We start from the raw sequence: 17,512 nt of genomic DNA, 5'->3' as shown, positions 1-17,512 counted from the left end.
ACTACACTCGTCATTAGTAAATAAATTCTGAGTATATGTCATCAGGAAAAAAATTAGCTATCAAAGGTGCAGCCTGGACGATCGCCAGCTATGGAAGCAGTCAAATTATCCGATTTGGCAGTAACTTAATCCTGACGCGTCTGCTTTTGCCCGAATTATTTGGTCTGGTAGGTCTAACCTACGTTTTTATCACAGGGATCAACTTATTTACAGACATAGGTTTGGGCCCAAGTATCATCCAGAACAAACGGGGGGAAGATCCTCAATTTCTCAACACCGCTTGGACACTGCAAGTTATTCGCAGCTTTTTCGTTTGGATTTGTTTGATTATAATTACCCAGCCTGTTGCTAGTTTTTATGGAGATGACCGTCTCCTGTGGTTGATTCCAGTAATAGGTATAAATTCCCTACTAGGAGGGTTTAAATCCACTGCCACAGCCAGCCTAGAACGCAAAATGGCAGTGAAGCAAGTAGTAATTTTTGAGCTGGGCATACAGATTGTTTCTACAACAGTGATGATTGTCTGGGCCTGGTTCGATCGCAGCATCTGGGCGATCGTTGCAGGCGGCTTTACTGGAGCTTTAATGGAGGTAGTATGGAGCCATTTTTTGATTCCCGGCAAGTCAAACCGCTTTGCTTGGGATAAAGCAGCAGCTAAAGAAATATTTTCTTATGGCAAATGGATATTTTTGTCTACGATTTTATTTTTTCTGTGTTCTCAAGCCGATAGACTCATCCTCGGGAAAATATTTACTTTAACAATGTTGGGCATTTACGGCATCGCTTTTACTCTCGGCGATATGCCACGCCAAGTCATCATCGCGATTAGCGGCAGGGTGATTTTTCCCTCGATTTCTATGCTGGCAGAGTTGCCGCGGGAGGAGTTGCGCGCCAAGATACTCAAGAACCGCAAGCTAATTCTCATACCATTAGCCGTAGGTTTAGCCATTTTGGTGAGCTTTGGAGATCAGTTAATTTTAATACTGTATCGGAAAGAGTATGAGGCTGCATCTTGGATGATGCCAATCTTGGCGTTAGGTATCTGGCACACCACCCTCCACAATATAATGGGTTCTTGTCTGTTAGCCGTAGGAAAGTCTCAGTACGCAGCTATGGGCAATCTCCTGACTTTTGTGAATCTATGTATAAGTATACCGCTGGGATACTACTTAAAAGGTAATTTAGGTGCCGTGATTGCTATAGCTCTCGGCGACCTTCCTACCTATGCAGTAACTAACTACGGTTTGTGGCGAGAAGGACTAACTTGTTTTTGGCAGGATATTCAATTAACAGGGCTGTTTCTAGGGGTGCTGGTCACTCTAATTTGGTGTAGAGTGGCTTTTGGTTGGGGTCTGCCGATCGATAAAATATCACCGATGGATTTAGTTCCAATCAACCAACTGTTTCAGTAAACAAAAAGGAGATTGTCTATATGTCAGCCGAACACAATACAAGAAGAAAAGTAATGCACTTTATATTTTTACAAATTGATTATTAGTAAGATGGGTAGAGCGCCAGCGTTACCCCTCAACCTATTAAAGAATTAGCGATTTAGATTTGAGATTAAATTAAAAATCTAAAATCTCAAACAGTGCTGAACGCAACTGGCACAATGGTAGGGTACTCTACTTTCCTCAAAGCCTCTCTCGATCGCGCAATTTTTAGCTCTGAGGCATTCTAAAAGGTAAAATTTATAATTTCACATCTCCACTCGGTTGATACGGTTGGAAGTGCCGCATACTCCACGGATTTAAGCTTGTGAGTTTAATTCAGTCCTGGAGACACCAACACTTTCAGAAACCGAGTTTTTTACCAAGATACTTCGCTGCATTCGTTTTCGCTGGTAAAAAAAAAATCAGAGGGTCGGGAGTACGCCCAAGGCAGTAAAATTTAAAAGGAAAAATTTGGCAGTTAATTTTCAGCAGAAAGTAGGAGAGAAAGATTTGTGAGTATTTTTAAGAAAAAAATTAATCCTTCACCCTTCGCTAACCTGCCATTCAAACACCCGATCGACCGCACGGCCATCTTCCTCATGCTAGTGCTGAGCTTCTTAATAGGGCTGCTACTGCTGAGCGGCGATCGCACAGCACCCAGAGTGCGAGAATTTACCTGGGAAAACAAACAAATCGGCGCCGAAGATACCGGCTTTATCCTCACATTCTTTCGGCCGATGAACCAGTCCACCGTCGAGGAAAACTTAAAGCTAGAACCCCCCCTCCCCGGTAAATTTAGTTGGGCTGGAAGACGCATGGCTTACACCCTCAAAGATCCAGCACCCTACGGCGTTACCTACACAGTCAAACTCGCCGGAGCAACCGATAAGTATTTCGGAGAAAAAAACCAAAATAAAGGAACGCCAATGCAACCGTTTAGCAGTTCCTTTCGCAGCCGCGATCAAGCTTTTGCTTACATCGGTGTCCAAGGCGAAACAGAAAGCAGATTAATGCTAGTCAATCTCAGCAGCAGCGAATCGAAACCGATAGCGCTGACTCCCAAAGATTTAGTCGTTACCGATTTTAAACCGTATCCCGACAGCGATCGCATTTTATTCTCAGCCACAGATCGATCGATCGCCCGTACTCGTGGAACCCTCAATCAAGAACTCTTCACAGTCACCACCGGCCTCAACCCCCAATCGGGCTCAGGAACTCAACAAAACTACCCAGCCGGTAGAATCGACAAAATCTTAGACTCCAAAGATTACCAAAACCTCAAATTCGACCTCTCAGCCGACGGAAAAATCATAGTTGTCCAGCGCGTCAACCGCCGCAATCCCGGCGATTTTAGTCCTTGGATTGTGGAAGAAAAACAGGCGCCCAGACCATTGGAAAATGAACAAGGCGGAGATTTTATGATTCGCCCCGATAGCAAATCGATGGTAATATCTCAAAAACAAGGATTAGCGATCGTCCCCCTCAAACCGGAAGCAGACCCAGTAGAATTTTTGCCCAAATACGAACAAGTATTGGGGATGGCCCGCGACAACTCCGCCGCCGCCTATGTTAAATACAACAGCGACTTTACTCGATCGCTTTTCATCCTAGATAACCAAGGTGTAGAACAAGAAATATTGCGTATTCCCGGCAGTATTATGGCGGTTTATTTCGACCCCCGCAAAAGCGAAGACAACCAAGTTCAGCGTCTCTACTGTTTGTTAGCCCAACGCCTCACAACAGAAAGCTACAAAGAACAGCCTTTCCTCGCCACCATCGACCTCAAAAAAGAGGGGAGTCGTTTGGTAGGAACCATCAAACCGCTGCTGATTTTGCCCAACCAATTAGATACCCAAATCAGTTTATCTCCCGACGGGCTGGCATTAATTTTCGACCAATCAGTCACAGCAGCAACTCCCTCAGCAGCAGACAGTCCCCGCAACGATAGTGGACAGTCGATCGCCACCAGCCGCCTCTGGCTACTACCCTTAGTAGAAATACCCGCAGACGGTTCTCCCGCAAAACTACAACCAGAAGAACTTCCCTTTGCCGGCTATCACCCCCGCTGGCTCCCCTAAATCGATTTTAGATTTTAGATTGACCGATATTGGTAAATATCAATAGGGTAAGGTGCGCCCATAAACCCCAAGCGTTGAAATGTGCGCCGTGCACACCCTACTTTTACTAAATTGATTTGAGATTTGAGATTTGAGATTTGAAATTGAGTTGATACTAAGCCATACTGGTAAATATTACAAACTTTTGAAACGAACTCACCAGTCTGCAATTTCACATCTAAAACCTCAAACCTAAAATCTAAAATTCTCATGACTCCCGAAGAAATTAGCAATACCCTTAAAGACTTATTTGGTGACAGTGTTGAGATGCCCGCTGCCACTTCTTGGCAAGTAGAAACCCCCAATTTTCGCCTGTTAGTCCTCCTTTCAGAAGATGGGAGTTGGCTGCGGATTTTGCTGCCGATCGCCGATGCCCAGGAAGCTCAACCATTTCTTGATAAACTGCTAGAAGCTAACTTTGACACCACCCTCGAAACTCACTACGCCATACATCAAAACGTTGTGTGGGGAGTATTTCAGCACAGTTGTGCCACACTCGTCGCCGCCGATTTCTCAGCCGCCATCGCCAGACTGCTGGCTTTGCAAGAGCGAGGTTTGTCTGACTTTTTCGGCGGTATGATAGAAAGCCGCATCCGTCAAATCATCAAAGCTGCGAAGATGCAGGGACAGTCTATCGAAACTACTCTTCAGACTTTAGACCGTTTCTACGCAGAGGGATTGATGGGTGAAATGGAACTAGGGCGAGAGTCTAGCGAAAAAACTCTCGCCGCTTGGCGGTATCAGCTAGAACGCCTCTGGCCGGAGGTGGAACCCTAAGACGATGACAGATTGCAGATTGCAGGTTGCAGATTGCAAAAAACTGATGACCATCGAGGTTCGGAAGTGGCCTAAAGTTGCATTTCTTTGTAGTGGTATAGGAACCGCAGCCGACGGTTAGGATGTTCTTAAGTGGACAAACCCTTGCGGAACATTGCTTCTTCCTTCTCTCCTAGATAACTCAAGCCTTCCATCCGTTACATTCGGTTACATCCGCAGAAAGCGAATCCCTGGCCGAACTTCCTTCTGCTGTACAATGTGCCGATTTTGGCCTGGGCCCTAGTCTTGACAGTTGGAGCCTGCAGCTCCTTGGACGATGGCTAATCCGGGCCCTCGAACCCTCGAAGGATGCCCGTATATTCACGGATAACCCGCGAGGGGTTCTCCAATTCCCTTCTATCACTGGAAAAATGGTATAACTTATCACAATAATTCGTTATAAATATTAAAAATATTCGGAAAACACACGATCGCAGGTATATCATGGTAGAAAGTTTACAGCGCCTGCTCCGTAAGTTCCACAAAAGCTTTTATCGTTTAACATTGACTTAGAAACAAAATCTTGAGCAGACAATGCTAGTGCGATCGGGTTTTCCCATCGGGTGCTGTTGTAATTTGACAAATTAGCAACTACCCCCTACCAATTACCAGTTACGAATTAATAGCAATTTAAATTGTTAATTAATACAACATTTAACAGGGGTTTCATCTATGTTTGCTGTGCGTGAGATTAGCTCGGAGTTATCAGTGTTGCATATACCTGAGGTTTGTAGTTGGAACATCTCCTTAGAATCAACTCTCCTAGACCTGCCGCTCTACAACTGCCAAATTGAATTAACTCAACAGGCAAAAGAAGTAGCCCAGGCATTTGAAGACAATTCCATGCTTCCCGGCGTCATTTTGACAGAGCGGGGTAATTTTGTCGGCATAATATCCAGGCGTCTATTTTTTGAAAAAGTTAACCGACGCTACGGATTAGAAATGTTTTTTAAGCGACCAATAGAGGTATTATACAAGTTTTCTAAGCCAGATCCGCTGATTCTTCCGGGCAGTAAATTAATAGTAGAAGCCGCCCAGGAATCGCTTTACAGATCCGCAGAATTAATTTACGAACCGGTAGTAGTGGAAGTAGCGCCTCAGACCTACAAACTATTAGACGTACACCAATTAATGGTTGCTCAATCAAGAATTCATGAATTAACAAATAAGTTGCTCCACAAACAAACCCAAGCCAAACTCATCCAAACAGAAAAAATGGCGAGTTTGGGGAGGATTGTAGCAGAAGTAGCTCACGAAATTAGAAATCCGCTGAACAGTATTTGGGGAAATTTAACTTTTCTGTTGTCATATTTTGAACACTTGCTTCAGCTAATGTCGGTTTATGAAGAAGAATATTCGGAACCATGTCCCCGAATTGACGCCCTCAAACAAGAAATTGAATTTGATTTTTTACAAGAAGATTTGCCTATCACCTTAGAAGGGATGGAGTTGGGAGCCTCGCAATTGCTAAAAATAGTTAACGGGCTGCACCACTTCTCTCACATGGACGAGACAAAGCCAGTGGAGACAGACATTCACGAATGCGTGGAGATGACGCTGTTAATTCTGAAAAACCGCTTTAAAAACAGCATAGAGGTGGTAAAAAATTACGGCGAACTGCCGCTAGTTAGTGGCTACTCCGGTCAGTTGAGTCAGGTGTTTTTGAATTTGTTAGTTAATGCTCTAGACGCCCTGACCGAGTACGCAGCCGATCGAGAAATACAGACCCAGTGCCCGGACCACTGGCAGCCCCAAATCGAAATTACCACTAAAGTCATAGAAACCGAAAACGGCAAGCGGGTGGCAATTTGCATTGCCGATAACGGGCCCGGCATTCCCCCAGAAAATCACCAGCAGATATTTGACACCTTTTTTACCACTAAACCAGCAGGCAAAGGCAGCGGTATGGGGCTGGCTATCTGCAATCAAATAGTCACAGAAAAGCACGGCGGCCAAATGAAATTGCGATCGCAACCAGGTAAGAACACTGAATTTGAAATTCTCCTGCCCATAGTTCCCAAAACATGATTAACTCAAGAATATTCTCGGTTGTTTGCTCCTGCAGTGAAATGATAGGGTAGCTTAGTAGTAGGTTCTCAAATTCACTTTCCCAGCGTTTCGGCAACTAAAAGTTCCAGTGGCAAATAAATTCAGTTCCAAACTCCTTGGCCCTTCACTCTCCGAAGGCAGCCATCAAGACCTTTCCCTAGAGTCTACCCTCTGGGATTTGCCCCTGTATGACTTTCAGGTTAAATCGAGCTGCTTGGCTGTGGCAGTTGCCGAAATGTTTGAACAGTATCCCCTAGTGCCGGGAGTCGTCTTGATGGAAGCAGGAGAGTTTGCTGGCATGATATCCCGCCGGCAACTGCTGGAATACTTGCTCAAACCCCAAGGCCCCGAACTATTTTTGCACCTGCCGCTAAAAGTTCTCTACAGTTACGCTCGCGTCGAAATATTATTGGTTCCAGAGAGTACAACCATTTTGGCGGCTGCTCCACAAGCTCTGCGTCGATCGCCCGAATTGCAGTCAGAACCAATCGTTGTCCAAATAGACTCCCAATCTTATCGGCTCTTAGACCCTAACGCGCTAAACATCGCCTACTGGCAAATTCGTGGCATAGAAACTCAAGTTCGCTACGAAAGAGCGCAAACTCAAATGATTCAAAGCGAAAAAATGGCGAGTTTAGGGCGTTTAGTCAACGGAGTAGCCCACGAAATTTTAGATCCGGTAGGCTTTATTTGGGGAAATTTAACCTACGTAAGCGACTACAGCAAAAACTTGATGGAATTGCTCTCAGTTTACGACGCATACTGTACTGACCCCCCGCCGGAAATAGCAAGGCTCAAGGAAGAGATCGACTATGACTTTTTGCAAAACGATTTCCTCCGAACTGTTGCTAGCATCAAATCGGGAGCAGAACGTTTGAGCAAGTTGGCAACCAGTTTGCAAAACTTCTGCCACATCGACGATATTTATCCCAAACCAACCGACTTGCACGCCAACATAGACAGCATACTTTTGCTGCTCAAAAGTCGTTTGACCAGGGAAATCCAAGTAGTGAAAAACTACGGCTATCTGCCGCCAGTACCTTGCTATGCAGGACAGCTAAACCAAGTATTTATGAATATCTTAACCAATGCTATTCATACATTAATTAACGAAGCAGTCGGCCAAGAATTGGCAAAAGAGTTCAAAGGTGGAGGACTCAGAGACGCCGCTCGCCAGCCTAAAATTGAAATCACAACTCAAGTCTGCTGTCCCGAACCTGCGCCGGATTTAGACAAACTTCATGTTCGCTGGGTTTCGATTTGCATAGCAGATAACGGGCCAGGAATGTCACCTAGCAAGTACAAAAAAATCATAGAATCATTCTCTACTGAAAAACGCGCCCTCAAAGAAACCAGTTTAGCAGTTAGCTATCAAATAGTGACCGGCAAACACGGCGGTGCATTCAGAATGCGATCGGAATTAGGCAGCGGCACTGAATTTGAAATTTTGTTACCCTTAGCGTGACATCCTCCTACACCGAATCAAAGATTACGGTGTAGGCTTCCAAACCTCACAGTTTGGCATTCCTAGTTTTTCTCTTACGAGGTTTCGCCTCTGACAAGGACAGAGTTTCCTCCATCCCCGGCAGACCGACTGCATAGGCATTTTCTATTTCGCAGAGTCCCTGCGTACTCAGTTCTAGACCACGCAACCGAATTACTTCAGATGCCGCATGATCTCTATCGGTTTCATAGCCGCATTCACCACATCGATGCACTCGTTCGGAAAGGTCTTTCTTGCCCGTATGTGTGTTGCACTTAGGACAGGTTTGAGACGTTCCATTGGGATTGACGCGAGCAAAGTAGATTTGATGCTTCTTGGCTACCCACTCCAGCAGATTGAGAAATTGACCGAAAGCTGCATCCAGGGTATGTTTTCTCAACATCCCTCTGGACATTGCCTTCAGGTTTAAGTCCTCAACAAACACCATCCCAATACCTTCGGAGGTACACAGATGGTTAGCCAGCTTGAATTGCCAATCTTTCCGAACGCTAGCAATGTGGTTGTGGAATCTAGCAACCTTGATTCGAGCTTTTTCGCGGTTTTTAGAACCCTTTTTCGTTCTGGCATACTTGCGTTGCAGCAATTCAAGCTTGCGGTACAAGGATGTCAGGAATCTAGGTCTAGCAATAAACTCTTTATCCGAGGTTGTCAAGAATTTCTCCAATCCCAAGTCAATACCCAGCGCATCACCATGCGGTTGAGCATCTGGTATCGACACGTCAGACTCTATTGTGATCACTGCTTCCCACCTATTCGCTTTCCTCAAAACCCGTGCTTGCTTAACCACAAAACCATCTGGGATGGGGCGATGCAAGTTGATAGGTATCTTCCCAAGTTTGGGCAAGCTTATCTGCCATCCCGTAATGGGGTTGGCTTTGAACTGAGGAAACAGCATGGACTTAATTTGTCCAAACTTCTTGAAGCGCGGAAAACCAAACCCCCTCTCTTGGAAATAGTTCCAAGCGTCGTGCAATCTCCGAATAGTAGTTTGCAGAACTTGAGAAGGGGCTTCTCCCAATTGTGGAAATTCTTTCTTCGCCTTGGGAAGTGCGTTTTGCTGATTGTAGTAGGTGGGAAATGGCTTGTCGGCTGAAATGATATATTCTCGTTCCAGCGAACAATAATCCAAACTACACTTACGCGAATTCACCCAGTCTTTTATTTCCCGCAAAGCATAGTTATATACCTTGCGGGAAATTTCCAACCAATGCAGCATTACCTGTTCCTGGTTGGCGTCGGGATAAATTCGGTAGCAGTAGTTCATAATCAGAGTCATGGTTGTAGTTCTAACACAGAATTACTTGGCTATAAACCCACATCCGTTGCCGATTTTACGCCTGATTGACCGGACAAAATCAGCTTGGGGGAGTCCATGTATCCCAACGCTGACCTGGGTACAGGTACAGCGTGGGACTTAGAGCTGCCCCCAAACCCCCTCGAAAGTTAAAGAAGTCAGTAGTCAGTAGTCAGTAGTCAGTAGTCAGTAGTTATTGGTTATTAGTTATTGGTTATTAATTATTATGAAAAATACTGCTACATATAAATTAGAGGCAATCTTCTGTAGGGAAAGGGCAATGCTGTTTCCCTACCTGAAAAGTGCTGTAACAGTCAACAGTCAACAGTCAACAGTCAACCATTATCTAATTGACTGCCGCACATTTTACAAAATCTAGCATTAGCATCGTGTACAGACCAACCGCAACCTTTACAAACAGCTTCTCCGTGATTAGCACTTTTAACTAATTGTCTAATCAAATCCCCCAATTGCCAAGGAATCAGAGCAATTCCCGTCAAAATCATCAAAATAGTCAGAAAACGGCCGGATTCCGAAATGGGAGTAACATCGCCAAATCCCACCGTCGTCATCGTGACAACCGAGAAATAAACCGCATCTAAAAAAGTCCCAAAACTTTCGGGATTTGCCGGGTGTTCTACTTGATAAATCAAACCCGAATAAACAAAAATTATTGCCAGTAAAGTAAACAAAATTCGAGCAAAAATAACTCCATCTTCGCTGCTGATGCGGAAAATAGAAATTTTTAATTCCAGAAAACGGATGAGCCGGAGAATTCTAAACCAGCGGAAAATGCGGATAAAACTGACGTTGACGAATCCTAATAAAAATGGTAAAATTGCCAGCAAATCAATAATGGAAAAAAAACTAAAAATAAATTTAACTCGATTTTCTGCACACCATAGTCGCAATAAATACTCAAACACAAAAACAACTAAAAGCGCTGTATCGAGAGTTTGCAAATTAATTCTAACAGTTTCCGAAATATGGTAAGTTTCGGCGATGAAACTGGCGGAAGATAAAAGAATGAGTCCGGTAATAGTTAAATTGACGGTTCTGCCAATTGGGGTTTCGATGTCTTCGAGATAAAATCCAATTTGCGATCTGGTTAACATAGATGAGATAATTAATACTATTTATGAGATAAGGGAATTATCGCATATGAGTATCGAATTAACTAAGGGTGAAAGGTTCAATCTTTCTAAAGAAACTCCTGATTTCAGTAAAATTGCGATCGCCCTGGGGTGGCAAGTCAGCCAGACAGCACAAAACTGCGACATTGACGCATCTGTTTTTATGTTAGGGGCAGATGGTCGCATTCCCGAGGAAAAGTATTTTGTATTTTACAACAATCTGACCTCGCCGGACGGTGCGGTGCGACATTGGGGAGACAGCAGGAATGGACAAGTTGAAGGAGATGATGAGACGGTTTATCTGGATTTGAGTAAAATTAATTCGGCGATTCAGGAAATTGTGTTTGTGGTGACTATTCACGACGGACAGGAAAAAAATCAAAGTTTTAGTCAAGTTGAAAATGCTTTTATCCGGCTTTACAATTCCGAGACTCTTATCGAATTGGTTCGGTACAATTTAAATCAGATATTTTCGCAAGAAACGGCTTTAGAATTTGGACGGTTGTATAAGAAGAATGGCGAATGGAGGTTTCAGGCGGTAGGACAGGGATATAATGCTGGGCTGCAAAGTTTTGTAGATAAGTATTATGTTGAAAATGCGGTTGAGAAAAGCTCGAATGTTGGTGATAAGGTTGATGATGCTGAGGTTTTGAGGCAGTTTAGCGATCGGGTGGATCGGTTATTGCGCGAAGAGGCGATCGAGGAAACACCGATTCCAGTATCTAGCGCAGCGGTAGAACAGCCTGCTGCTACTTCTGTGAATGCGGATACTGTGGAATCTGAGGAAGAGGAAAAAATAGATGATTCTGCACTAGAAAATCTGGAAGCAGCTATTAGTGCTGAGGAATTTTTGAAACGGTATAATCAGGGAGAACGAGATTTTACAGGGATTAACTTATCGGGAGTGGATCTGAGGGGAAAAACCCTGCATTCTGTCAATCTGAGTAACGCTAATCTAAGCCGTGCAGAACTTTCTGAAGCAGACTTATCTTATGCTAACCTGGCTGAGGCAAATTTATGTCATACAAACCTTCACACAGCTAATCTAACCTCAGCCAACTTAGGGAAAACAAAATTCATAGATGCAAATTTAAGTGAAGTAAATCTGCGAGGTTCCCACCTAAGTGAAGCTAATCTGAGTGGGGTAAATCTCAGTAGTGTTCATTTGTTCTCGAAGACAAACTTCAGCAGGGCCAACCTCAGTAAAGCGAACTTAACTGGGTTGAATTTGAGGGAATCACAATTAATGAAGGCTGATTTGAGTAATGCAAACCTAAGTAATACTAACCTATTAATGGCCAACCTTGAAGGGGCCAACCTTGAAGGCTCAAAACTTCAACAAGCACTTTACAACGCACAGACTCTCTTCCCCAGAGGCTTTGATCCTGTTAAAGCAGGTGCTTACTTAATTGCTCCTAATGTTTCACTGAAAGAAGCAAACCTAGCTGGTCGTAACTTGAGCAGAGTTAACCTGAGTGAAGCTAACTTGAGCGGTACAAATCTAACTAATGCAAATTTGGAGAGTTCACTACTCCTGCAAGCTAATTTGAGTAAAACCAACTTAAGCGGAGCAAATCTGAGTAGTGCCAAGTTAACGGCGGCAAACCTCATAGGAGCAAACCTGATGCAGGCCAATTTATGGGCTGCTAATCTAACTGCGGCAGACTTGAGTGGAGCGAATCTGAAAAATGCAGACACACGTCATGCAAATTTTAGTGGTGCTAATCTGACCAAAGTTAATCTGGTTAGTGGAACTCTTCAATGTAATGTCAGCGGAGCAATATTAATTGAAGGAAATCTCTGTGGGGCTGACCTTAAAAATGGAAATTTTAGTGGAGCCAACCTAACTTCGGCAGACTTGCGTGGGGCAGATTTGCACAATACAAACCTAGAAAAAGCCAACCTAAAGGGAGCCAACCTAAGTGGGGTGGTAAACCTGGAAAAGGCAAAACTCGCCGGTGCAATTATGCCAGATGGCACAATTCACGAATAAATTCGATCGCACGTAGTAAGAGTAAGATGGACAATGTATTTGTGTCAATTTAACCGAAAGTCCGCCAGGGAATGAATTCCCTGGCTAATAGCTTAAGTCCTCTGAAGAGGACTAATAAGTTCTTCAGTCCTCTTCAGAGGACTTTTGCTATGAGGCAGGGGTTTAAACCCCTGCCGGACTGAGGGAAATAGCGTTAAATTGACACCAATGGTGTGCATCGCCCTCCATACAAATAAAGTATGATGAGTGTGAAATATCAAATACATAGATTTTAGATGAATGAATCAGACACGGAAATTATAGAATCTACCCTCAGATGGATGACCGAGTTTGTCGAGTTACCGCATCCAGTTTTCAGCGATTTACCGATTTGTCCCTTCGCTAAAAAGGCACGCTTGGCCAATCAAATTTTATTCAAAATCGAGCGGTTTTCAGCGCGGACTGAGTTCGATCGCGATTCTGCCATAATGAAATCGATTTATGAATTTTACAATTCCGACTTGGAAATAATGGTAGTAATTAATCCAGAAAAAACAGCAATTACTGCGCCAGAAACTAAAGAATTGATAGACAAACTCAATAATCAGATTTCAGAGTTGGGCTTGCTGGCTTTTCACATCCATCCCGAAGAAGATTTTAATATTGACGGGCTTCATACTAGGAGGATGCCGTATCCGGGCTTCACTGTTCAAGTAAATTCTAAGCTGAAGCCAGCTTCCGATTCTTTAGAGAAAACTGAATATTACAAAAATTGGACTGCCGAACAACTAAAATATTTGGGGATTCCGAGAAATTGACGATCGCCCGCCCTCCCCGCGTATCTCCCAGCCATTACAATTAATTCAGCAAAAAATCTTTACACATAAGAAGTCATGCAGCTCAAGTCAACAACCCGCCATATTCGCATATACACCGCCATCCTCGAAGATAACGAACTCGTCCCCAGCAATGACCTTTTGACGCTCGACATTGACCCAGATAACGAACTTAACTGGGATGACGAGTCAGTCAAACAGGTACAGGCCAAATTCGACCAACTCGTAGACGCATACGAGGGCCAAGATTTGACCGAGTACAACCTCCGCCGTATAGGTTCGGACTTGGAACACTTGGTACGATCGCTCCTCCAAAAAGGCCAAATCAGCTACAACCTCAACGGCCGCGCTGTCAACTACAGCATGGGATTGCCTCAAGTGGATGCCAAAATTCACCTGTAAGGGCGATCGGGCGATCGGCATTTATGTCAACTTAAGATTGAAACCCATAATAAATGTCGCTTGTAGCTGAGTTTCGATCCCTCCTACTGTCTTAATCAGGGGAGTACGGGGGGAAAAGAAGGTTCTGTTTCGTCTCTCGCTTTGGGGATTGAGGGGGATTTAGACTTGGATACCGAGGAAAGGTGGAGATGGGGAGAATTGGGAAAATCTGCTTTTATTCTTCTTCCTGCTTGTTTCTGACTCCTGACTCCTGACTCCCGGCTTCTTCCTTCTTCCGACGGTCATCGGACTTCTCCCCCGCCTCCCCAGTATCAACCGGAGAATGTGGAACGCGATCGCGTTCCAAAAACTGTTTAACTGCAACCTGGCGGTTTGTCATAAACTGACCCCAAGCGCCGGGAAACATCCCATCCAAGGTTTCCACCAGCGCCCAAACCTCAAGATTCATCACTTTGTAATAAAAACTGTGAGAATGTTGAATGCTAGTCAGTATTTCGTCTATTTCAACTGCAGGCAGTAGTTTCGGATCGGGCACATTCTTGGAAAAGGCGCTGGGTTCATGTGGGGCCATGGTTAAATACTCAACAGCTTGCAGAGGCCGGTCAGTCGATTTTAGATTTTAGATTTTAGATTTTAGATTGACTCCACAGATGAATCTGGGGGCTTGAACTAATATCTAATTTTTTTTGCTCTCCACGACTCCTGTCGGGGGCTGGCATCGGTCAGTCGATTTTAGATTTTAGATTTTAGATTTTAGATTGACTCCACAGATGAATCTGGGGGCTTGAACTAATATCTAATTTTTTTGCTCTCCACGACTCCTGTCGGGGGCCCGCACCGGTCAGTCGATTTTAGATTTTAGATTTTAGATTTTAAATTGACTCCACAGATGAATCTGCGGGCTTGTATCTGTCTTTGGGTAGGGTTAAATTTAACTTCTCTTGCGAAACTAGGGCGCGAGGCACAAATGACCCTTGGCGAGAAAACCGAGAATTGATATTTATTTATACCTGTCGGGTCAGGTGATTTCTACCTAGCTGCATCATACCATTAGAGTTAGTGTAAAATTTCAATTCCCTTGAGTGCTGCGATTTCTTCGGAAATGGCCACTATCAGGAATATGCGGAAAACAGGGTGATTTCAAGCCGAGGACTTGGGCCTCGCGCGATCGTCTAACTCTGAAAGCTCCTAGCAAAATTCATCGGCGGGTTAACAAAATGGTAGACTATTTGTGTCAGTACAAGACATTAAAACCTACCCCTGGACTGGGGGAAAGTCACGCCTAAAACATTGTCAGGAGAGATCACTACGCACACAACAGTGGAAACGTGGTGAGCCCGGGAACCTGAAAAATCAGGATATTAGGACTGCGAAGTCTTAAGAATCTCCGTCTGTTGAGAAAGCGGGGGTGTCAAATAATCGCCACGTATCAACCCGTCGAGGTTCAATCGCTAAAATAGTTCAGATCAGCACGCTTGCCCAAAGGCGTCAGGAACCCTTATGCAAAACTCTGTGGCAAAACACTACTTATGGGCTTTAGGTGAAGGGATCAAAGGGTGTAAGCCAGGCGATCTGATCGCTGGTCGCTACTTGGTCAAGCGCGATCGACTTCTTGTCGATACCCAACCCGAACACTTGCCGGAACTGCCCGAAGAGATTCCGAGTGTTGTCACTCCTTATCTGAGACTGTTTGCCTATCAGTTGCACGTACCTCAAGTATACGGCCTGGTATCGTCCAAGATGAGCAAGCTCTCGGGAGATATCTGGCTACTGGAAAACGGGCCTATTTTGAAGGTCACGGAATCTTTAATGCCGGAATTGGCGGATTCCTGGAAAGGAGCTGCAGCGATGCGCCAGCTCAATTGGCTGTGGCAAATGGCCCAGTTGTGGCAGCCGTGTATCGCTCAGGGCGTGGCTTCCACACTGCTGACTCCGGAACTGCTACGGGTGGAAGGGCAATTGGTGCGGTTTCTGGAATTGCAGCCCGATCGCAAACCGCCTCATTTGTCGCAGTTGGGCAAATTGTGGCAGCAGTGGCTCGAAGATGCTCACCCGGCTATTGCTAATTTTTTGAGGCAACTTTGCCAGCAAATGGTGGCGGGTCAAGTGCGCCACGGCGAACAATTGATGGGCCAGTTGGATAAAGCTTTGGCAAAGTGCGGCCGATATTACGATCGTCATGTTGAAATTGCCACGGGCACGGATGTAGGCAGATCCCGGGCTCACAACGAAGATTCTTGCTATCCGCCCAGCGGTAAAATGTTCGCAGGAAACCCGGGTGCGGAAGCTTGCGCGATCGTCTGCGACGGTATCGGCGGACAAGACGGCGGCGAAGTCGCTTCGGAAGAAGCGATTGCTGTGCTGCGCGACAAGTTGCAGCAAATGCCCCTGCATCAGGCTAATTGGGACCCGTTGAGCCTGACTTCCAAGCTGGAACGGGCGGCTTGTGCTGCTAACGACAAGATAGCCAGTCGCAACGATACCGAACACCGCCAAGGCCGCCAGCGGATGGGAACTACGGTAGTTATGGCTTTAGCCCACATTCACGAGCTCTATGTCGCCCACGTCGGAGACAGTCGGGCTTACTGGATTACTCGTACCGGCTGCTATCAAGTTACTCTCGATGATAATGTGGCTTGCCGCGAGGTACGTTTGGGCTACTCTCTCTACCGAGATGCTTTGGAACAAGTGGCCGCCGGAGCTCTGATTCAAGCTTTGGGGATTACTTCGTCCAACACTCTGCACCCGACTGTGCAGCGTTTCCCGGTGGATGAAGACTGCGTTTTACTTCTGTGTTCCGACGGTTTGAGTGATAAAGACCGGGTTGAGGAATGTTGGGAAACGGAGATTTTGCCAATTCTCGACGGTAGCATTAATTTGAGTCAGGCGCGCGATCGACTGATTGAGATTGCTAATACTAGAAACGGTCACGATAACGTCACTGTTGCTTTAATTCACTGTCAAGCACATTTGAGGGAAGACAGCAATACTTTGACAGAACTGTCTGTCGCACCTTTAGATACGCCGATCGAACTAATTTCCGACAGCGAGGATATGCCAACGGATTTGACCGAAAGCACAAGCCTTGGCGATGGGAATTCTTCAGGAAAAACGCAGTTGTTACAGCCGGAAAAAAGCAAAAGCCCATTTTCGCTGCTGCTGAAAATTTTATTTTTATTAGGCTTGGGGGGTGTATTTGCTTATTTTTTCATCCCTCCGGTGGGTCGGGCGATCGATACTGCCGGGGAGTCGATTTTCGGGAAACGCGGTTTAATTAATGCTGGAAGCACGCCGGAGAAAACAGTTGAATCTGTAGCTTCTCCGGTCAAATCTTTAGAACCAGGCTCGTTTATAGAGATTAAAAGTTCTGCGGCTGGGGAATTGGGAAAAGAGGGCGATCGCTTGGATTTGCGAGTCGCAATGGGTGAGTTGACTGTCAAAGGAACAGTGCCAGCCGGCAGCGTTTTGCAGGTGACAAACAAACAGCTTACGCCTCAAGGCAATTGGCTGGAATTGAAAGTTTGTTCGATTCCTGAAATAGTGCGATCGAACTCTCCCAAACCCCAGTCAAATAAAGATTTTTCTACAGTTTCAAAACCGGCACTCAATCCATCTCCCGCTGTGGCAACACCCTCGCCTTCCCCCGCAGTTAAGCCAACAGTTGAAGTAGAAAGCGCCAAGCTGCAAGCGGGGGAAATTGGATGGATTCAAGAACAAGCTGCCGTTTCTAAAGTAGTCTCTAACCTAGCCTTAAATCCAACTCAAAAGGGGAAGTGCGTTGATTCTGACTCAAATCCCAATGCTAATTAAACTGTTAATGCTTGAGTAGGTTGAACAAATTTGATCGAGTTTAGTATAGAAAATGCAGATTCCTAAACCCAACTTATATTAAATGGTACAATCGCAGGTCAAGTAGCTGAAACCTTTTTAGATTTTAGATGGGGGATTTAACAACT

General features: G+C 45.0%; 12 protein-coding genes. 9 read left to right on the top strand and 3 right to left on the bottom strand.

Features of this window, described 5'->3' with window-relative positions:
* Window positions 1–35: 35 nt before the first annotated feature.
* From D0A37_RS12760 to D0A37_RS12740, 5 genes are all read left to right on the top strand, one after another.
* Window positions 36–1,412, top strand: a complete 1,377-nt coding sequence (locus D0A37_RS12760) for an oligosaccharide flippase family protein (RefSeq protein WP_242724668.1) — start codon at window positions 36–38, stop codon at window positions 1,410–1,412.
* Window positions 1,413–1,945: 533 nt separating this feature from the next.
* Complete coding sequence (locus D0A37_RS12755; protein WP_242724666.1) at window positions 1,946–3,511, top strand: hypothetical protein; 1,566 nt, start codon at window positions 1,946–1,948, stop codon at window positions 3,509–3,511.
* Window positions 3,512–3,760: 249 nt separating this feature from the next.
* Entirely contained in the window at window positions 3,761–4,327 is a 567-nt protein-coding gene (locus D0A37_RS12750) for a hypothetical protein (RefSeq protein ID WP_242724664.1), read from the top strand.
* A 711-nt stretch (window positions 4,328–5,038) separates the two neighbouring features.
* Window positions 5,039–6,394 (top strand): ATP-binding protein, encoded by a 1,356-nt coding sequence (locus D0A37_RS12745; RefSeq protein WP_242724662.1) that lies wholly within the window; start codon window positions 5,039–5,041, stop codon window positions 6,392–6,394.
* 109 nt (window positions 6,395–6,503) lie between these two features.
* Window positions 6,504–7,880, top strand: a complete 1,377-nt coding sequence (locus D0A37_RS12740) for a sensor histidine kinase (protein WP_242724661.1) — start codon at window positions 6,504–6,506, stop codon at window positions 7,878–7,880.
* A gap of 46 nt (window positions 7,881–7,926) precedes the next feature.
* Here the strand turns inward: D0A37_RS12740 and D0A37_RS12735 are convergent, their stop codons facing one another.
* A complete protein-coding gene (locus D0A37_RS12735; RefSeq protein WP_242724660.1) occupies window positions 7,927–9,195 on the bottom strand; it encodes an RNA-guided endonuclease InsQ/TnpB family protein in 1,269 nt (422 codons plus the stop codon).
* A gap of 353 nt (window positions 9,196–9,548) precedes the next feature.
* Complete coding sequence (locus D0A37_RS12730) at window positions 9,549–10,328, bottom strand: ion transporter (protein WP_242724659.1); 780 nt, start codon at window positions 10,326–10,328, stop codon at window positions 9,549–9,551.
* 46 nt (window positions 10,329–10,374) lie between these two features.
* Here D0A37_RS12730 and D0A37_RS12725 point away from each other — a divergent pair, with 46 nt between their 5' ends.
* From D0A37_RS12725 to D0A37_RS12715, 3 genes are all read left to right on the top strand, one after another.
* Window positions 10,375–12,339, top strand: a complete 1,965-nt coding sequence (locus D0A37_RS12725; RefSeq protein ID WP_242724658.1) for a pentapeptide repeat-containing protein — start codon at window positions 10,375–10,377, stop codon at window positions 12,337–12,339.
* 275 nt (window positions 12,340–12,614) lie between these two features.
* The gene (locus D0A37_RS12720; RefSeq protein WP_242724657.1) at window positions 12,615–13,136 is read left to right on the top strand and encodes a DUF1415 domain-containing protein; all 522 of its coding nucleotides are present in this window, start codon (window positions 12,615–12,617) and stop codon (window positions 13,134–13,136) included.
* A gap of 75 nt (window positions 13,137–13,211) precedes the next feature.
* On the top strand, window positions 13,212–13,556 hold the full coding sequence (locus tag D0A37_RS12715; RefSeq protein WP_190660933.1) for an NAD(P)H-quinone oxidoreductase subunit M: 345 nt from the start codon (window positions 13,212–13,214) through the stop codon (window positions 13,554–13,556).
* 214 nt (window positions 13,557–13,770) lie between these two features.
* Here D0A37_RS12715 and D0A37_RS12710 read toward each other — a convergent pair whose 3' ends face one another.
* Window positions 13,771–14,127, bottom strand: coding sequence for a hypothetical protein (locus D0A37_RS12710; RefSeq protein ID WP_242724655.1), 357 nt, complete (start codon window positions 14,125–14,127; stop codon window positions 13,771–13,773).
* A gap of 929 nt (window positions 14,128–15,056) precedes the next feature.
* On the opposite strand from D0A37_RS12710, the gene D0A37_RS12705 reads away from it, so the two are divergent.
* A complete protein-coding gene (locus tag D0A37_RS12705) occupies window positions 15,057–17,366 on the top strand; it encodes a protein phosphatase 2C domain-containing protein (protein ID WP_242724653.1) in 2,310 nt (769 codons plus the stop codon).
* Window positions 17,367–17,512 lie beyond the last annotated feature (146 nt).

Origin of the sequence: Microcoleus vaginatus HSN003, assembly GCF_022701255.1 — a bacterium.
In the GTDB taxonomy this organism is placed as follows: Bacteria; Cyanobacteriota; Cyanobacteriia; order Cyanobacteriales; family Microcoleaceae; genus Microcoleus; species Microcoleus vaginatus_B.
Note: the sequence above shows the minus strand (reverse complement) of the source record. Positions and strands in the feature narration are given on the sequence as shown.

Coding starts and splice junctions, on each gene's coding strand:
- D0A37_RS12760 (WP_242724668.1), top strand. CDS start 36: ATGTCATCAGGAAAAAAATTAGCTATCAAAGGTGCAGCCTGGACGATC.
- D0A37_RS12750 (WP_242724664.1), top strand. CDS start 3,761: ATGACTCCCGAAGAAATTAGCAATACCCTTAAAGACTTATTTGGTGAC.
- D0A37_RS12745 (WP_242724662.1), top strand. CDS start 5,039: ATGTTTGCTGTGCGTGAGATTAGCTCGGAGTTATCAGTGTTGCATATA.
- D0A37_RS12735 (WP_242724660.1), bottom strand. CDS start 9,195: ATGACTCTGATTATGAACTACTGCTACCGAATTTATCCCGACGCCAAC.
- D0A37_RS12730 (WP_242724659.1), bottom strand. CDS start 10,328: ATGTTAACCAGATCGCAAATTGGATTTTATCTCGAAGACATCGAAACC.
- D0A37_RS12725 (WP_242724658.1), top strand. CDS start 10,375: ATGAGTATCGAATTAACTAAGGGTGAAAGGTTCAATCTTTCTAAAGAA.
- D0A37_RS12720 (WP_242724657.1), top strand. CDS start 12,615: ATGAATGAATCAGACACGGAAATTATAGAATCTACCCTCAGATGGATG.
- D0A37_RS12715 (WP_190660933.1), top strand. CDS start 13,212: ATGCAGCTCAAGTCAACAACCCGCCATATTCGCATATACACCGCCATC.
- D0A37_RS12710 (WP_242724655.1), bottom strand. CDS start 14,127: ATGGCCCCACATGAACCCAGCGCCTTTTCCAAGAATGTGCCCGATCCG.
- D0A37_RS12705 (WP_242724653.1), top strand. CDS start 15,057: ATGCAAAACTCTGTGGCAAAACACTACTTATGGGCTTTAGGTGAAGGG.